We start from the raw sequence: 14,956 nt of genomic DNA, 5'->3' as shown, positions 1-14,956 counted from the left end.
CGCCCGTGGCCGACAATGGGCACATGGCGGGTTCAGGGGAACGGGCACGGCACTGGCGGTACGCGGAACTGCCCGGGGTCGACCTGCTCCGCGCCCGCTACATCCGCAAGACCTTCGTCCGCCACACCCACGAGAACTTCGTGATCGCGGCCATCGCGGACGGTGTCGAGGTCTTCCAGCACCAGGGCGCCGACGTGTCCGTGGGCGCGGGAGCCCTCGCCCTGGTCAACCCGGACACCCCGCACACCGGCCGCGCGGGCGTCCCCGAGGGCTGGCGGTACGGCGCGGTGTACCCCTCGCCCGAAGTGGTGGCCCGGATAGCGGCCGAGACGACCACCATCCGGGGGACGCCCGGCTTCGCCGCCCCGATGGTCGACGACCCCTACACCGTCCGCCTCGTCCACCAGGTGCTGCGCGCCGCCGAGGAGGGCAACGCGCTGGCCGCCGACACCCTGCTCAGCGTCGCGGTGACTCGGCTGCTGCGGCTCAACGGCGGCCCGCTGCCCGAACGCCGCACCCCCTCGGCCGGAGCGGGAATCGCCGCACGCGCGCGTGCCGTGCTGGAGGAGCGGATGGCGGAGCCGCCCAGCCTGGAGCGTCTCGCCACCGACCTCGGCACCAGCCGCTTCGCCCTGTTGCGGGCCTTCCGGGACGCCTACGGCTTGCCCCCGCACACCTGGCTCACCGACGCGCGCGTGCGCCGCGCCCGGCTCCTGCTGGACACCGGCACCTCGCCCGCCGAGGCCGCGGTGCTCGTCGGCTTCACCGACCAGCCCCACCTCAACCGCCACTTCGCCCGCATCGTCGGCGTGCCTCCGGGCGCCTACCAGCGCGAACGCGAGAACCGCGAGAACCTGACCGGGCGCAACAACGTACAAGACGGCGCCGGGCGCGCCGCCGTAGCGTCCGGGGCGTGGCACATCGACAGACAGCACTCGCGGACAGGGCCGCCGAGGACGTGGGAAAGCCGGACAGCGCCGTCGTACGGGACGCCCTCGGGGTCGGCGTCGCCGTAGGGCTCTCCGGCTTCGCGTTCGGCGTCACCTCGGCAGGCAGCGGACTCGGACTCCTCCAGACCTGCGCGCTCAGCCTCCTGGTCTTCACCGGAGCCTCCCAGTTCGCCCTCGTAGGGGCGCTCGCGGCGGGCGGCAACCCGTTCACGGCCGCTGCGGGCGCGTTCTTCCTGGGCGTGCGCAACGCGTTCTACGGGCTGAGGCTCTCACAGCTGCTCGCCCTCCCGCGCGCGGTGCGGCCGTTCGCCGCCCAATGGGTGATCGACGAGACCACCGCCGTCACCGTCGCCCAGCCGGACCGGCGCTCCGCGCGGCTCGGCTTCACCGTCACCGGGCTCAGCCTCTACGTGCTGTGGAACCTCACCACCCTGCTCGGCGCGCTCGGCGCACAGGCCCTTGGGGACACCGACGCGTGGGGGCTGGACGCGGCCGGACCCGCCGTCTTCCTGGCGCTGCTCGCCCCCATGCTGACCACGTTCACCGAACGCGCGGTCGCCGCCCTCGCGGTCCTCCTGGGCCTCGGCCTGCTGCCCGTGCTGCCCGCCGGGGCGCCCGTCCTGGTGGCGGCCCTGGCAGCGCCGCTCGCCCTATTCGTCCAAGGGCTGCGCGCCCGCTCCGCCCAGCGGCCGGACGCCCCGGAGGAGGACCGATGAACACCTGGCTCGCCATCGGCGTCACCGCGCTCGGCTGCTACGCCGTCAAGCTCGCCGGACTCCTCGTCCCCGCGAGCGCCGTGGAACGGCCGCTGGTCAAGAAGCTCGCCGCGCTGCTGCCGGTCGCCCTGCTGGCCGCGCTCACCGCCCAGCAGACCTTCGCCGACGGCCACACCCTCGTCCTGGACGCACGGGCCGCCGGGGTGGCCGCGGCGGCCGTCGCGCTGCTGCTCCGGGCACCGTTCCTGGTGGTCGTCGCGGTGGCCGTGGTCGTGACCGCCGGTGTACGCGCCCTGACCGGCTGAGTGCCGGGTCAGCCGACGTAGCGGCCGTACGCCCTGAGGGTGCGCAGCGCCTCGATGGTCACCCCGGCCCGCGCCTCCAGCGCCGGAGCCGGTGCCCACTGGCGCCAGCGCACCGGCCAGCCGCCGTCCTCCTCCTGCCCGGCGGCGAGGAAGTCCAGCGAGCGCGCCATCTCCTCGTCCGTGAACCACGCGCGCGCGAGCGAGCCGGGGGTGCGCGCGAAGTCGTGCGGGAAGTGGTGCTCGCCGGGCGCGTAGCCGGGGGCGACGGGGTACGCGTCGAGACGGTCCGGGTCCAGTGCCGCGAGCCGCCGCTCGCGCACCAGGCGGCCGAGCCGGTCGGCGGCCGCCTCCGCGCGGGCGCGGTCGGGGGCGGCGTCGAGGAACGCCACGGCGGCCTCGACCTCGTACGGATGCGACGCCTCCAGGGCGTCCACGGCCTGCCAGCAGAAGTCGGTGGCCCGGAAGAGCCACGCGTGCCACACCTCGTTGCGGTGCAGCAGGCCCACCACCGGTCCCGTCGCCAGCAGCTCGCTGGGCGGGTCGTCCACCACCGGCACGAAGGGCGCCACCGGATAGCCGCGCTGGCTCGGGCAGACCGCGGGCAGGGCGCCGTCCGTGGTGGACACCGAGGTCAGATAGCGGCACACCCGCTCCACCCGCTGCCCGCCGCACCGCCCGACCGCGTCCAGCACGTGCAGCGCGCGGGCGCTGTGCAGCGGCTGGCTCAGTGGGCCGCGCAGATCGGGCTCCAGGGCGTGACCGTAGCCGCCGTCCTCGTTGCGGTAGGCGTCCAGGGCCCTCTCCACCGGGTCCGCGGTGCCGTTCAGGAAGTGGTGCGCGAAGAGCCGCTGCTCCAGCACGCGCGCGGTGAGCCAGACGAAGCGCTCCGCGCGGAAGAGGGGGGAGTGCGCCGGGGGCGCGGAGGGGAGCGAGGGAGCACCAGATTCGGCCATGGACCAGACCGTAGGGCCACCGGAGCCCGCCGAGAACGGTCCCGGACAGTCCCGCCCCCAGAGGCGGGATACTCGAGGCATGCGGTTGACGGCCTTCTGGCAGCGGATGGCCCGCCTATCTGCGAAGATCCCGTGAACTGGGGCTAAGAACAGCACTGTTGTGCGGAACCGACAGGCGAAGTCGTCGACGATCGGCTCACTCGGGCTCCTCGTACCGCTGGCGGTGTTCTTGCTGGGCGGTGCTCGTGCCGCGACCACACTGAGCGGATGGACGGACTTGTTCGCCCGGCACAACACCGCTGTCATGGCGGGGCTGTTCCTCGTCTTCGGTCTGAAGCTGCTCGGGGACGGCATCGGTATCGTCACGTCCTGAAGGGGTCCTGACCAGCAGTCATCGACCTGAGGCCGTGATGCCGTGAGCCGCCCCGGACTCGACGCGCGCCGCCGGGGCGGCGGTGCCTACTCTTGAGTCACACCGCCGTGCCCATGGACCGAGCAGGTGACGGTTCGGCTCTCTGCCACACCGGAAGGCGATTCGCATGACCACCGAATCCGACGCTCCCGTGCTCGACACGCTCGCTGCCATGACGCTCGACTCCATCGAGCGCTGCCACATGGACGCCCGTTCGCTCATCCTCGCTCGCATCGCCGCCCTGGTGGCGATGGACGCACCGGCGATCTCCTACCTGGCCCACGTCGACCCCGCGATCAGGGCCGACTTCACCGCCGACCAGTTGCAGGACCTCCTCGTCGCCATCGCTCCCGTGGTGGGAACGGCGCGCGTCATGTCGGCCGCGGGCCACCTCGCGGAGGCGTTCGACGTCGCGATCGCGCTGGTCGAGACCGACGCCGAGAACATGGCACGGGCCGAGGCCCACCCGCACCGCGTGTCCTGAGCCCCCGCGGGAACTTCCGCACGCACGCCACACGTGGCCCGCCGCCGCCCAGGGCCCGTCCGCGCCATGATCCGCCGGACGGGCCCTAGTCGTCCCGCAGGCGGCGCCAGACGCGGGTGCGGTGCAGTACGTAGAGGGAGCCGCTCAAGACGATCGCCTGGAGGCCCACGGCGACCAGCCAGAACTCGTCGCGCGTCTCCAACTTGTCGGTGAGGAATGTGAAGTTCATACCGAAGAACCCGGTCAGGAAGGACAAGGGCAGGAAGATCACCGACACGATGGCGAGCCGGTTGATCACCCCGTTCTGTTCCCCGGCCACGAGGGACGAATAGCTGGCGAACGCTCTGCGGGCCGCGTCCTGCAAGGACTCGATGACCGTGAGTACGGTACGGCCGGCCTGCTGGAACTCCCGAGCGAGTCGTTGCCGGTCTCTGGGGAAGTAGCGGGTCATCAGACGCCGCGTGATGGTCTCGTCCACGGCCTGCACCCAGGGCAGCAGCGACTGGTGCAGCAGGGCCGAGCGGCGGCGCAACTGCGCCAGCCGGTACATCTGTTCCGGGCGCCGCTCCTCGAACATGTCGTCCTCCAGTTTCTCCACCTCCAACAGTGCCGCGACCGCGGCCCGCCGGAAGGTGCCCAGCGCCTCCTGGAGCATGAGGAAGAGGGCGGCGACGGAGTCACGTGGCCTCTCCCGCCGCAGGTGCCCGACGATGTGATCGCCCATGACGGCTGGGTCCCGGTGCGCGGTGACCAGATAGCGGTCGGAGGCCAGTGCATGGACATGCGCGATCCGCTCGCCGTGCACCACCGGGACCACCAGACCGAGCAGTTCACCGACGAACTCGGCGCGGACGGACTCCTGCGCACGGCCGAACCAGTCCAGCCCCTCCGTCTCCAGCCCGAGCAGACGTGCCGGGGATTCGCCGTCTTCCGTGCTCTCGGACGACAGGTCGATGTCGACGAGGAGGAAGCGGGCGGTCTCCAGTCTGCTGCGCACCTCCCTCGGGTCCAGGGGCGTGTAGGCCGCCTCCGGCGCCGACGCCGTCGTCACGATCATCGCCCCTCACCTTCGGTTGTGACGTGAGGTCTCCGAGTGTCACCTGGTCAGAGGTGTTCCCCGCCGTGCCACTCGTGCCGACCGGGCACGGGCCCCCTAACGGCTCTGAGATGCGGTCCTGCGCGCGTGCTGGATACGCTCGTCGAGTGGCGGGGGCGCCTTGGACCCAAGCCGGTCGCGCGTCAACCGTGCGGAAGCGATGACATCCGCAGAGCTGAAACCCACAGACTTCACCCCGCCACGGGAAGAAGGTTCGCGATGAGGTTCATCCACATGCGTTCGGCGAAAGCCGCCGCGGCAGTTCTGATGGCCGTCCCCTTCTCACTCGGTGGTCTGGCGTCGCAGAGCCACGCGCAGGACGCGTCCCCCAGCCCCTCCGGCACGTTCGGCCCGGGTTGCTCGGCGCTCTCCCAGAAGACGGACACCGCCAAGGACAAGGTCGTCGAGGCCGCCGCGGCCTACCCTCAGCTCAGCCAACTCGTATCCGCCCTGGTCAGGGCGAACCTGGGTGACACGCTGGACGGGAAGTCCGACATCACCGTCTTCGCCCCCGACCAGAAGGCATTCCAGAACGTGACAGCGTCACAACTGTCCTCGCTGCTCGGCAACCAGGGGCAGCTGAAGAAGGTGCTGAGCTACCACGTGGTGGACAAGAAGATCACCCCGGACCAGCTGTCCAACGGCTCCTTCACGACGCTGGAAGGCGGCAAACTGACCACCTCGGGCTCCGGGTCCGACTTCAAGGTCAACGACAAGGCGAACATCGTCTGCGGCAACATCAAGACCGCGAACGCCACCATCTACGTCGTCGACGCCGTCCTGCAGCCCCCGTCCTGACCGCTGCGGTACGCGGCGGGCCGCGCGAGCCGGAGGGGACCCTCGTAAGGGGTCCCCTCCGGGTCGTCTCCCTCGCCCGCCGGCTCGGGCGCGCTGACCCCGGCATTACTCTGTGTACATATACGCACTTCAAGCCCGACGCCCGGCACGCAGGTCGCGCTGCCATGGATGCTTGGTTCCGCGGGGAGGCGAACTCCCTGGACACCCCCTGATGATCGTGCTCGGGTGCGATGGGTGGGAAACATGCAGGTCATAGCGGCTGTGGAGTGGAATTCATGCGGTTGACGGTTTTCTGGCAGCGGATGGCGGCCCACTTCGGTCCGGGGTACGCCGACTCCTTCGCGCGCGATCACATCATGTCCGAGCTGGGCGGACGGACGGTGCACCAGGCACTGGACGCCGGATGGGACGCCAAGGACGTGTGGCGTGTGGTGTGCACCGTGATGGACGTGCCGGGGGACAAGCGCTGAGCGGCGGTCGTCGCGGGGTGCCGGGCGGGGGCGGCCGAAAGGCGGGGGCGAAATACGCGTACCGCTGTTCCCCCGGTCGACGGACGATCCGACGGGTATGACGATCCGACGGGTGTGACGATCCGACTGGTGTGTTGACGGACACATACCGAGTCGGTCACCGAGGCCCTCAGACGGTCCGGGCTGTCGGTGGCGTGGGTGAGACTGGGCCCGTGGCACGCATCGACGACATCGAGCCGACCGACCCGCAGACGGCACCTCCGGCCGGGGCGGCGGCCTCCGCTGCCGGTACGCCGCCGCGCGAGCCCGCGGCCGGTGCCCTCGCGGGTGCCCGGATGCCGCGCTGGCTGCCGCGTGCCATGGTGCTCGCGCTCACGCTGGTCGCGCTGTTCCAGCTGGGGAGCTGGGCCTTCCACGAGCTGACCGGACTCCTCCTCAACATCCTGATCGCGTTCTTCCTGGCGCTCGCCATAGAGCCCGCCGTCAGCCGCATGTCCGCGCGCGGGATGCGCCGGGGACTCGCCACCTTCCTGGTCTTCCTCGGCCTGGCCGTCGTCACCGCGGGCTTCTTCACCCTGCTCGGCTCGATGCTCGCGGGCCAGATCATCAAGATGATCGAGGGCTTCCCCGAGTACCTCGACTCCGTCATCAACTGGGTCAACCAGACCTTCCACCTGGAGGTGCGCCGGGTCGACGTCCAGGAGGGACTGCTCCACTCCGACTGGCTGCGCAAGTACGCGCAGAACAGCGCGGCAGGCGTCCTCGACGTGTCCGCGCAGGTGCTCGGCGGGCTCTTCCAGATCCTCACCGTCGGCCTGTTCTCGTTCTACTTCGCCGCCGACGGCCCCCGGCTGCGCCGCGCCCTGTGCTCGGTGCTGCCGCCCGCGCGGCAGGCCGAGGTGCTGCGCGCCTGGGAGATCGCCGTCGACAAGACCGGCGGCTACATCTACTCGCGCGGCCTGATGGCGCTCATCTCCGGCCTCGCCCACTACATCCTGCTCCAGGCCCTCGGCGTGCCGTACGCGCCCGTGCTCGGCGTCTGGGTGGGCCTCGTCTCGCAGTTCATCCCGACCATCGGCACCTATCTCGCGGGCGCGCTGCCGATGCTGATCGCGTTCACCGTGGCGCCCTGGTACGCGGTGTGGGTGCTGGTCTTCGTCGTGATCTACCAGCAGTTCGAGAACTACATGCTTCAGCCGAAGCTGACGTCCAAGACCGTCGACATCCACCCGGCCGTCGCCTTCGGCTCGGTCATCGTCGGCACCGCCCTCCTCGGCGCGGTGGGCGCCCTGATCGCCATCCCGGCGGTCGCCACGCTCCAGGCGTTCCTGGGGGCGTACGTCAAGCGGTACACGGTCACGGACGACCCCCGCGTACACGGCCACCGCCTGCGCAGGCAGGGGCGCCCGGACACGTTCATCCGCCTCCGCCTGGGGCGGCCTCGGGCTCCTGAGTCGGATTCCGAGGACTCGGTCTAGCCCGGCTCCCGCGCGGTGCGGGCGCGGCGGTGCGCCGCCACGCGCTCGCGGGTGGCGCAGCGGCGGGAGCAGTAGCGGCGGGGTGGGCCGCTGCCCTGGGTGACGTAGACGTTGTCGCAGCTGGGGGAGTCGCAGGTGCCGCCCGGCGGGCGTTGGCGGTCCCAGGCGAGGACGGTAAGCGCCAGGCAGGAGGAGGCGAGGAACCACTCGTCCCAGGGCGCGTCGTCGGCGCGGTCCAGGTGGGGGTGCCAGGGGGTGGTGGCGTCGTGCGAGGACAGCCGGAGAGGGCCCGTGTGCTCGCGCAGCAGGCGGTTGAGGGCTGACGCGGCGGCGTCGGTGTCCTCGGCGGCGAACACCTCCCGCAGCCGGGTTGCGGCCGCGCGCATCGCGGTGACCTCGCGCGGGGAGAGGTCGATGGGGTCCGTCTCGCCGTACGCGCGCAGCACGGCGGCCACATCGGCCGGGTCGGGGTGGTCGTCGGCGAGGGCGTTGACCAAGGCGGCGGTGCGCTGGGCCGTAGCCAGCACGGAGTGCCGGGTGGACCAGTCTTCGGGGGGTGAGGGCACCGGCGGAATGTAACGCATATTGCGGAGTTTTGAGTTACCTCCGTAACGTCATCGAGGTGATGAGGCGTTACGCGCTTGCTTCCTACCTCGCTGGTGCGCTGGCCGCCCGCACCGGGGACGCGATGTCCGGTCCGGCACTGATGCTTGCCGGGTTCGCCCTCACCGGCTCGGCCACCGCCGCCTCCGCTCTGCTCGCGGGGATCACCGTCTCCGCCGTGGTGGGCGGCCCGGTGCTCGGTGCCCTCCTCGACCGGGCGGAACGGCCCGGGCGCCTGCTCGCCGGGGCGATCGCCCTGTACGGCGGAGGGCTGGGACTGATCCTGCTCGGGCTCGGCCGAGTGCCGTTCACCGCCACGCTCGCGCTCGCCGTGGCGACCGGGCTGGTGGGGCCGGCTCTCGCGGGAGGCTGGACCGCGCAGCTGCCTCGGGTGGCGCTTGAGGGCCCGTCGGCGCGGGCGAACACCCTCGACGCGATGACGTTCGGCGCGGCGAGCCTTGCCGGTCCGGCGCTGGCCGGGGGCGTGGCGGAGATGCTGGGCGCGTCGACTGCCGTGGTTGTCGCCGGAGTACTGATCGGGCTGGCGGTTCCGGCGGCCTGGTGGCTGCCCAGGGCGCCCGGCCGGGAGGCGGGGGCGGTGGTCGGTGACCTCGCCGCTGGAGCACGTTTCGTCCTGAGGAACCCGGCGCTGGCGCGCGCGACCTTCACCTCGGTCGGCTCCTGCACGGCCCAGGGCATGTGGACGGCCTGCGTCCCGTTACTGGGCGAGCGGGTGCTGGGCGGGGCGGCGCGGGGAGCGGTGCTGCTCTCCTGCGTCGCGGCATCCGGCCTGGTGGCCAACACCGTGCTCGCGCGCAGGGTGGTCATGGCCCCGGACGCCCTCATCCGGACAGGCGCCCTGGTGCAGGCAGTCGCGCTGGCTCTGGCGGCGTCGGGCCGACCGGCCGCGCTCATCGTGGCCGCGCTGCTGATCGGCGCCGGTGAGGGGCCACAACTCACGGCCCTGTTCGCCGTTCGCCACCGGGAGTCCCCGGACCGTCTGCGCGGCCAGATCTTCACCACCGGCGCCAGCTTGAAGATCACAGGCTTCGCCCTGGGCGTCGGGCTTGCCGGACCCCTCGCGGCGCGGTCGCCGTCGGGCGCCTTGCTGCTGGCGTCGGGGATTGCCGCTGCGGCCTGCGTCAGTGTTCCCGCGCGGGAGTGAGTGCCTGGAGGCGGATTCGGAGGGCTTCGTCCTCGTGGATGAGGGCGGTTTGGACTCCTGAGCGGATCACGCGGGCGTCTCCGTGGGCGAGGGCCGCGAGTCTGCGCAGTTGGTCGTCGGTCATGTCGGTCGTGCCGAGGGCTTCCAGGGCGTCGCAGGCGCGCAACGCGCCGGTGTCCCATTTGGCCGATCGCAGGGTGGCCTCGATGAGTGCGGCGCGGTCCAGTGAGGCGGGGTCCGCCACGGCCAGGAGGGCCAGTACGGCGGCCGGTGCCTGTGTGGGATGGTCGAGGGCCGCCGTCAGGCGGGGGACGAGCGGGCGTCCCGCCGGGCCGAGGAGCGCCGCCGCGCGGGCGGCCCGCACGACCGACCATCGGGACCAGGCGTTCTGTCCGGCGCGGGTGAAGACCGAGTCAAGAACGGCGATCACCTCGTCCGCTTCCCCCGTGACACGCCAGAGGGCCTCGGCGAGAGCGGTGTCCGCGTCCAGCGCGGGTGTGGTGTCGTCGGATGGGCCGCTGAGCGCCGCGCGGAGGGCCGGTACCAGGGGTGCTCCCTGAGGGCCGAGTGCGCCGGTCGCCAGGGCGGCGTCCCTGAGTTCACGGGCACCGCCCCGGAGTCCCTCTTCGAGGCAGCGCAGCAAGGGCGCGGGCTCGTCGACGAGGTCGTACAGCGCCTGCGCCGCCGGGAGGGAGCCCTGATCGGCCGCCGTCCGCAACGAAGTGGCTGCCTGGCGGCGTTCCTCGGGCGCGCAGTCGGCGGCGATGGTGGCTATCGTCGCGGCCGCGAAGGGGAAGCGGGGGAGGGCCGCGCACAGCTCGGGCAGGGCCGGTGCCGCGTCGGCACCCCAGCCCCTCAGCAGGGTCATGAGCTGCCACGGTTCGTTGCCGCTCAGGCTTTCGGGCCGGGAGAGGCGGTCCCGTACCGCGTCGAGGAGGCCGTCGTCGTACGGGAGGGCGAAGTCGGCCGGTGCGCGGGTACCGGCGGCCGCGTCGAGGGCCCTCGGGCGACGCCCGAGACCGGCGGCCAGGAACGGCACCGCCTTGACGGGCGCGACGAGTACGAGCGCGGCCAGGGCCCGGTCCGCGTGGTCGTCGACCTGGTCCGGGTTCCTCCGGGCGAGGGGGACGAGGATGTCGGCGGCCGGTGCCGCCACGCTGCCCACGCGGCCGAGGAGGGACGCCACGCTGATCAGCGATTCCTCGTCGACGGCAGCCTCGCACAGGCTTCGCACCAGCCGCGCCGGGGCGCTGCGGGAGAGCATGCAGGCGCAGTCGGCCGCCCACAGCCCTTCGGTCCTCACGTCGGGTCGGTCGCTCCGCAGCGCCGCCTCGACCAGGGCGAACGCCGCCTCGTGCTCCGATCCATCGCCTCTGATCAGGAGGGCCTTCACGACGGCGGACAGCGGTTCGCCGCGCTCGTGATCGAGGTCGGAGCACAGAGCGTCGGCGGGCAGCAGGGAGAGCATCGCCGTGTGCATGGCTGGGGTCCATGGCGCGCCCGCGTCGAGACCGGCGAAGAGGGCGGCCATGCGCACCTCGGCGGGCTGGGACGGCTCCAGGGCGGTGGCGGCCAGCGCCGAGCCAGCCTGGGGGTCGAGTCGGGCGAGCGCGGACAGGACCTCCGCGCGCACGGCGGGTACGGACTCCTCCGCCCAGCGGGTACGCAGCGCGGGCAGGGCTATCTCGGCCGCGCGGGTGTGGGAGACGGCCCAGGCGGCGGCCCGGCGGACGTCCGGATCGGCCGCGGCCAGCGACGGCAGGAGCAGCGGAAGCTGTTCGGCCACGGCCGCCCGGACCGTGCCCGTCGGCACGCCGTGCTCGTCCTCGCTCTCGGCCAGGCCGCCGAGCAGCACCATGACATCGGCCGTGCGGTGACCGGCCGCCGCGATCCTGGTGAGGAACGGCGCCACGTCCGCGCTCGCGGCGTAGACCGTTCCCTGGTGCAGCACGCTGCCGTACAGCTCGGAGAGGGCTTCGTCCGCCGCGTCCTGGTCGGGGCCGCTCAGTGCCCGGAGCAGGCCGGGGACGTCCTCCGCGCTCCCGTAGGCATGGGAGGAGGCGGGCCAGGGGTGGTCGTCCAGGCCGTCGAGCGGGTGTGCGAGATCCATGCGGCGCATCGTGCCAGGCAGGTCCGACAGTGCCGTCGGTGACGGGGGTGAGCGCCGGGCCGCGTCCGCCTCGCCGGGGGTCCTGAGGTGCTTGACACAAAAATCGAACATCCATTCTCATGGAAGTGCGGGCGAGGCCGACGGCGGGGACTTCGATGCGGTTCGAGTAGGAATGTCCCTCGGTTATCCACAGGCCGGGCCGACGTCGGGGCGCATTGTCAGTGGCAGGCGTTAGCGTCTTTGACGTGAAGCGATCGACTCAAGCAAATCGGGTGGAACCCATGGTAGGAACCGACCGCGAGAAGGCGCTCGACGCCGCGCTCGCACAGATTGAACGACAATTCGGCAAGGGCGCCGTGATGCGCATGGGCGACCGCTCGATGGAGCCCATCGAGGTCATCCCGACCGGTTCGACCGCCCTGGACGTGGCGCTCGGTGTCGGCGGGCTGCCGCGCGGCCGCGTCGTGGAGGTCTACGGCCCGGAGTCCTCCGGTAAGACGACCCTCACCCTGCACGCCGTGGCCAACGCGCAGAAGGCCGGCGGCCAGGTCGCCTTCGTCGACGCGGAGCACGCCCTCGACCCCGAGTACGCGAAGAAGCTCGGCGTCGACATCGACAACCTGATCCTTTCCCAGCCGGACAACGGCGAGCAGGCGCTGGAGATCGTGGACATGCTGGTCCGCTCCGGCGCGCTCGACCTCATCGTCATCGACTCCGTCGCCGCGCTCGTCCCGCGCGCGGAGATCGAGGGCGAGATGGGCGACAGTCACGTGGGTCTCCAGGCCCGCCTGATGAGCCAGGCCCTGCGGAAGATCACCAGCGCGCTCAACCAGTCCAAGACGACCGCGATCTTCATCAACCAGCTCCGCGAGAAGATCGGCGTCATGTTCGGCTCGCCGGAGACCACGACCGGTGGCCGCGCGCTGAAGTTCTACGCCTCGGTGCGTATCGACATCCGCCGCATCGAGACCCTGAAGGACGGCACGGACGCGGTCGGCAACCGCACCCGCTGCAAGGTCGTCAAGAACAAGGTCGCCCCGCCCTTCAAGCAGGCCGAGTTCGACATCCTCTACGGCCAGGGCATCAGCCGCGAGGGCGGCCTGATCGACATGGGCGTGGAGCACGGCTTCGTCCGCAAGGCCGGTGCCTGGTACACGTACGAGGGCGACCAGCTCGGCCAGGGCAAGGAGAACGCCCGCAACTTCCTCAAGGACAACCCCGACCTCGCCAACGAGATCGAGAAGAAGATCAAGGAGAAGCTGGGCGTCGGCGTGCGTCCCGAGGACCCCGCCGCCGAGCCGGGCACGGACGCCGCCGCGGTCACCCCCGCGGGCGCCGACGCCAAGGCCACGGACGCCAAGGCGGCCCCCGCCCCGGCCAAGGCCACCAAGCCCAAGGCCGCCGCAGCCAAGAGCTGACCCGTGACGCGACGAACCGACTGGGCCGAGTACGACGACTCCGCGCCCGGTGCCCCACGGGGGAGGGGCATCGGGCGCGACCAGGCCACCGCCGCGCCCGGCGACGACGCGGACGGATATGCGGACGGACACGAGAACGGCCACCCGGCGCCACGCCGTTCCGGGTGGAGCGGCACACGCTCGGAGGGGTCCCACGGGGGCGGCTCCTCCCGGCGCGGCCGTCGGCGGCGCGGCTTCGGGGAGCCGGGCGGCACGGACGAGGACACCCCCAGCTCGTCGAGGGCCGAGCCAGGGGTGTCCTCCACGGCCCGGGACACGGACCCGGCCGAGAAGGCGCGGAACATCTGTCTGCGCCTCCTCACCGGAACCCCGCGCACCCGCAAGCAGCTCGCGGACGCCCTGCGCAAGCGGGAGATCCCGGACGAGGTGGCCGAGGAGGTGCTGTCGCGGTTCGAGGAGGTCGGACTCATCAACGACAGCGCCTTCGCGGACGCCTGGGTGGAGTCGCGGCACCATGGCCGGGGGCTGGCCCGCCGCGCCCTCGCCCGTGAACTGCGCACCAAGGGCGTCGACTCGGCGCTGATCGACGAGGCCGTGGGACAGCTCGACTCCGAGCAGGAGGAAGCGACCGCCCGCGAGCTGGTGGACCGCAAACTGAGAGCCACCCGTGGGCTCGACCGTGACAAACGGCTCCGCCGCCTCGCCGGGATGCTCGCCCGCAAGGGGTATCCCGAGGGCATGGCCCTCCGCGTCGTCCGCCAGGCGCTGGAGGAAGAGGGCGAGGACACGGAGTTCCTCGCGGAGGACGGTTTCTGAGGGCGGTTCCTGAGGGCCGGTCAGGAAGGTCCGCTCAGGGCGCCGAGCCCCGAGCGGACGTACCCCTCAGGCCACCGGCTCCACTCGCTCCACCGGCAGCCCCGCCGCGCGCCACGCCTGGAAGCCGCCCACCAGGTCGGTGGCGCGGCGCAAGCCCAGCTGGTGCAGGGAGGCCGCCGCCAGGCTGGACGCGTAGCCCTCGTTGCAGATGATCACGACCCGCAGATCGTGCCCGGTGGCCTCCGGCACCCGGTGGCTGCCCTGTGGATCGAGCCGCCACTCCAGTTCGTTGCGCTCGATCACCAGGGCGCCGGGGATCAGCCCGTCCCGCTCCCGCAGGGCCGCGTACCGGATGTCGACCAGCAGGGCGTCACCGTCGGCCGCCGCGTCGTGCGCCGCTCGCGCCTCGACGCGCCGGTAGCCGGAGCGGACCCGGTCCAGCAGTTCGTCGATCCCGGCCGGGCGGAGCGCGTCGCCGTCGCCGCTCACTGCCAGTCCTCCGGCCGCTCGACCTGCTCCAGCCGGAGCACCTGGCCGCTGCGGCTGTAGCGGCGGATGCGTGGCAGCGGCGGGTAGTAGGCGTGGACGGAGACGGCGTGGCTGTCGGGGGAGTCGTTGTACACCTCGTGCACATGGTGTCGGCCGAAAGCACGACCCTCACCGGCGCCGAGACGGCGTTCGCGGTCGACGTCCTCGGTGAGTTCGAGGGTCCGCCAGCCGTCCGTGGGCAGCCGGGCGGCCAGCGAGTTCTCGCGCAGTTCGCCCGACGCGGTGAGGAAGGCGCCGACCGAGTCGGCGTGGTCGTGCCAGCCCGTGCCGGTGCCGGGTGGCCAGCCGATCAGCCACGCCTCGCTGCCGCCCGGCCCCGCCAGCCGGAGCCAGGTGCGGCCCTCGGGGTCGAGCGGGAGGGAGGCGATCAGTTCCGCGTCGGCGGCGGCACGCCGGACGAAGTCGAGCAGTTCGGCCTGGCTGGGGGCCGAAGCGGCGGTGGGGGAGGTGAGGGGGGAGACAGACACGTGCACCGTCCTGAAGAGGGTTCGCCGAACGGGCGCGCGACGGCGCCCGGAAAGGGGATGCGAATTCAGCAGGACGGGCGACACACGCAGCCCGCGTAGCGGAGCAGGTCCATATGGACCCTCCGCCACAGGCGCACAGGGGTGTCGGTCACGATCCGGAGTACAG

General features: G+C 72.2%; 18 protein-coding genes. 11 read left to right on the top strand and 7 right to left on the bottom strand.

The window, feature by feature from the left end; translation table 11 throughout:
* Nucleotides 1-23 precede the first annotated feature (23 nt).
* From ACI2LY_RS08175 to ACI2LY_RS08165, 3 genes are read left to right on the top strand one after another with little or no spacing between them, the layout of a single operon-like run.
* Complete coding sequence (locus ACI2LY_RS08175) at nt 24-1,016, top strand: AraC family transcriptional regulator (RefSeq protein WP_404706422.1); 993 nt, start codon at nt 24-26, stop codon at nt 1,014-1,016.
* Entirely contained in the window at nt 914-1,666 is a 753-nt protein-coding gene (locus ACI2LY_RS08170) for an AzlC family ABC transporter permease (protein ID WP_404706421.1), read from the top strand. Before ACI2LY_RS08175 ends, ACI2LY_RS08170 begins: the two co-directional genes overlap by 103 nt.
* A complete protein-coding gene (locus tag ACI2LY_RS08165) occupies nt 1,663-1,971 on the top strand; it encodes an AzlD domain-containing protein (protein ID WP_164188456.1) in 309 nt (102 codons plus the stop codon). Before ACI2LY_RS08170 ends, ACI2LY_RS08165 begins: the two co-directional genes overlap by 4 nt.
* Nucleotides 1,972-1,979: 8 nt before the next feature.
* Here the strand turns inward: ACI2LY_RS08165 and ACI2LY_RS08160 are convergent, their stop codons facing one another.
* A complete protein-coding gene (locus tag ACI2LY_RS08160; RefSeq protein WP_404706420.1) occupies nt 1,980-2,924 on the bottom strand; it encodes a hypothetical protein in 945 nt (314 codons plus the stop codon).
* A gap of 160 nt (nt 2,925-3,084) precedes the next feature.
* Between ACI2LY_RS08160 and ACI2LY_RS08155 the strand changes: the two genes are divergently transcribed.
* Complete coding sequence (locus tag ACI2LY_RS08155) at nt 3,085-3,297, top strand: hypothetical protein (RefSeq protein WP_404706419.1); 213 nt, start codon at nt 3,085-3,087, stop codon at nt 3,295-3,297.
* Nucleotides 3,298-3,463: 166 nt separating this feature from the next.
* Nucleotides 3,464-3,820: a carboxymuconolactone decarboxylase gene (locus ACI2LY_RS08150; RefSeq protein ID WP_404706418.1), complete on the top strand. Its 357-nt coding sequence runs from the start codon at nt 3,464-3,466 to the stop codon at nt 3,818-3,820.
* Nucleotides 3,821-3,905: 85 nt separating this feature from the next.
* Here ACI2LY_RS08150 and ACI2LY_RS08145 read toward each other — a convergent pair whose 3' ends face one another.
* On the bottom strand, nt 3,906-4,877 hold the full coding sequence (locus ACI2LY_RS08145; RefSeq protein ID WP_404706417.1) for a CorA family divalent cation transporter: 972 nt from the start codon (nt 4,875-4,877) through the stop codon (nt 3,906-3,908).
* 258 nt (nt 4,878-5,135) lie between these two features.
* On the opposite strand from ACI2LY_RS08145, the gene ACI2LY_RS08140 reads away from it, so the two are divergent.
* The 3 genes from ACI2LY_RS08140 (at nt 5,136) to ACI2LY_RS08130 (ending at nt 7,662) form a co-directional block, all read left to right on the top strand.
* Nucleotides 5,136-5,714: a fasciclin domain-containing protein gene (locus ACI2LY_RS08140; RefSeq protein WP_404706416.1), complete on the top strand. Its 579-nt coding sequence runs from the start codon at nt 5,136-5,138 to the stop codon at nt 5,712-5,714.
* A gap of 275 nt (nt 5,715-5,989) precedes the next feature.
* Nucleotides 5,990-6,184, top strand: a complete 195-nt coding sequence (locus ACI2LY_RS08135) for a DUF3046 domain-containing protein (RefSeq protein ID WP_389006070.1) — start codon at nt 5,990-5,992, stop codon at nt 6,182-6,184.
* 212 nt (nt 6,185-6,396) lie between these two features.
* Nucleotides 6,397-7,662 carry an AI-2E family transporter gene (locus ACI2LY_RS08130; protein WP_404706415.1) on the top strand — a complete coding sequence of 422 codons (1,266 nt, stop codon included), beginning with the start codon at nt 6,397-6,399 and terminating at the stop codon, nt 7,660-7,662.
* On the opposite strand, the gene ACI2LY_RS08125 is transcribed toward ACI2LY_RS08130, so the two are convergent.
* Nucleotides 7,659-8,246, bottom strand: coding sequence for a CGNR zinc finger domain-containing protein (locus ACI2LY_RS08125; RefSeq protein WP_404706414.1), 588 nt, complete (start codon nt 8,244-8,246; stop codon nt 7,659-7,661). The two genes, ACI2LY_RS08130 and ACI2LY_RS08125, sit on opposite strands and share 4 nt — an antisense overlap.
* 11 nt (nt 8,247-8,257) lie before the next feature.
* On the opposite strand from ACI2LY_RS08125, the gene ACI2LY_RS08120 reads away from it, so the two are divergent.
* Nucleotides 8,258-9,430, top strand: a complete 1,173-nt coding sequence (locus ACI2LY_RS08120) for an MFS transporter (protein ID WP_404706413.1) — start codon at nt 8,258-8,260, stop codon at nt 9,428-9,430.
* Here ACI2LY_RS08120 and ACI2LY_RS08115 read toward each other — a convergent pair.
* On the bottom strand, nt 9,408-11,540 hold the full coding sequence (locus ACI2LY_RS08115; RefSeq protein WP_404706412.1) for a hypothetical protein: 2,133 nt from the start codon (nt 11,538-11,540) through the stop codon (nt 9,408-9,410). The genes ACI2LY_RS08120 and ACI2LY_RS08115 overlap by 23 nt on opposite strands.
* Nucleotides 11,541-11,821: 281 nt before the next feature.
* Between ACI2LY_RS08115 and recA the strand changes: the two genes are divergently transcribed.
* On the top strand, nt 11,822-12,958 hold the full coding sequence (recA, locus tag ACI2LY_RS08110; protein ID WP_404706411.1) for a recombinase RecA: 1,137 nt from the start codon (nt 11,822-11,824) through the stop codon (nt 12,956-12,958).
* Nucleotides 12,959-12,961: 3 nt separating this feature from the next.
* The gene (gene recX, locus ACI2LY_RS08105; protein WP_404706410.1) at nt 12,962-13,774 is read left to right on the top strand and encodes a recombination regulator RecX; all 813 of its coding nucleotides are present in this window, start codon (nt 12,962-12,964) and stop codon (nt 13,772-13,774) included.
* 66 nt (nt 13,775-13,840) lie between these two features.
* Here recX and ACI2LY_RS08100 read toward each other — a convergent pair whose 3' ends face one another.
* From ACI2LY_RS08100 to ACI2LY_RS08090, 3 genes are all read right to left on the bottom strand, one after another.
* Nucleotides 13,841-14,269: a rhodanese-like domain-containing protein gene (locus ACI2LY_RS08100; RefSeq protein WP_404706501.1), complete on the bottom strand. Its 429-nt coding sequence runs from the start codon at nt 14,267-14,269 to the stop codon at nt 13,841-13,843.
* Nucleotides 14,260-14,790, bottom strand: a complete 531-nt coding sequence (locus ACI2LY_RS08095) for a cysteine dioxygenase (protein ID WP_404706409.1) — start codon at nt 14,788-14,790, stop codon at nt 14,260-14,262. The genes ACI2LY_RS08100 and ACI2LY_RS08095 overlap by 10 nt, the downstream gene beginning before the upstream one ends.
* Nucleotides 14,791-14,855: 65 nt before the next feature.
* Nucleotides 14,856-14,903: a hypothetical protein gene (locus ACI2LY_RS08090; protein WP_311314449.1), complete on the bottom strand. Its 48-nt coding sequence runs from the start codon at nt 14,901-14,903 to the stop codon at nt 14,856-14,858.
* Between the last annotated feature and the right edge of the window lie 53 nt (nt 14,904-14,956).

Source organism: Streptomyces sp. NPDC002176 (assembly GCF_044903645.1).
In the GTDB taxonomy this organism is placed as follows: Bacteria; Actinomycetota; Actinomycetes; order Streptomycetales; family Streptomycetaceae; genus Streptomyces.
This window is presented reverse-complemented; position numbering and strand designations above follow the sequence as displayed.

Excerpts from the sequence above, each read along its gene's own strand:
- ACI2LY_RS08175 (WP_404706422.1), top strand. The coding sequence starts at position 24 with ATGGCGGGTTCAGGGGAACGGGCACGGCACTGGCGGTACGCGGAACTG.
- ACI2LY_RS08140 (WP_404706416.1), top strand. The coding sequence starts at position 5,136 with ATGAGGTTCATCCACATGCGTTCGGCGAAAGCCGCCGCGGCAGTTCTG.
- ACI2LY_RS08135 (WP_389006070.1), top strand. The coding sequence starts at position 5,990 with ATGCGGTTGACGGTTTTCTGGCAGCGGATGGCGGCCCACTTCGGTCCG.
- ACI2LY_RS08165 (WP_164188456.1), top strand. The coding sequence starts at position 1,663 with ATGAACACCTGGCTCGCCATCGGCGTCACCGCGCTCGGCTGCTACGCC.
- ACI2LY_RS08145 (WP_404706417.1), bottom strand. The coding sequence starts at position 4,877 with ATGATCGTGACGACGGCGTCGGCGCCGGAGGCGGCCTACACGCCCCTG.
- ACI2LY_RS08125 (WP_404706414.1), bottom strand. The coding sequence starts at position 8,246 with ATGCGTTACATTCCGCCGGTGCCCTCACCCCCCGAAGACTGGTCCACC.
- ACI2LY_RS08160 (WP_404706420.1), bottom strand. The coding sequence starts at position 2,924 with ATGGCCGAATCTGGTGCTCCCTCGCTCCCCTCCGCGCCCCCGGCGCAC.
- ACI2LY_RS08150 (WP_404706418.1), top strand. The coding sequence starts at position 3,464 with ATGACCACCGAATCCGACGCTCCCGTGCTCGACACGCTCGCTGCCATG.
- ACI2LY_RS08115 (WP_404706412.1), bottom strand. The coding sequence starts at position 11,540 with ATGGATCTCGCACACCCGCTCGACGGCCTGGACGACCACCCCTGGCCC.
- recA (WP_404706411.1), top strand. The coding sequence starts at position 11,822 with ATGGTAGGAACCGACCGCGAGAAGGCGCTCGACGCCGCGCTCGCACAG.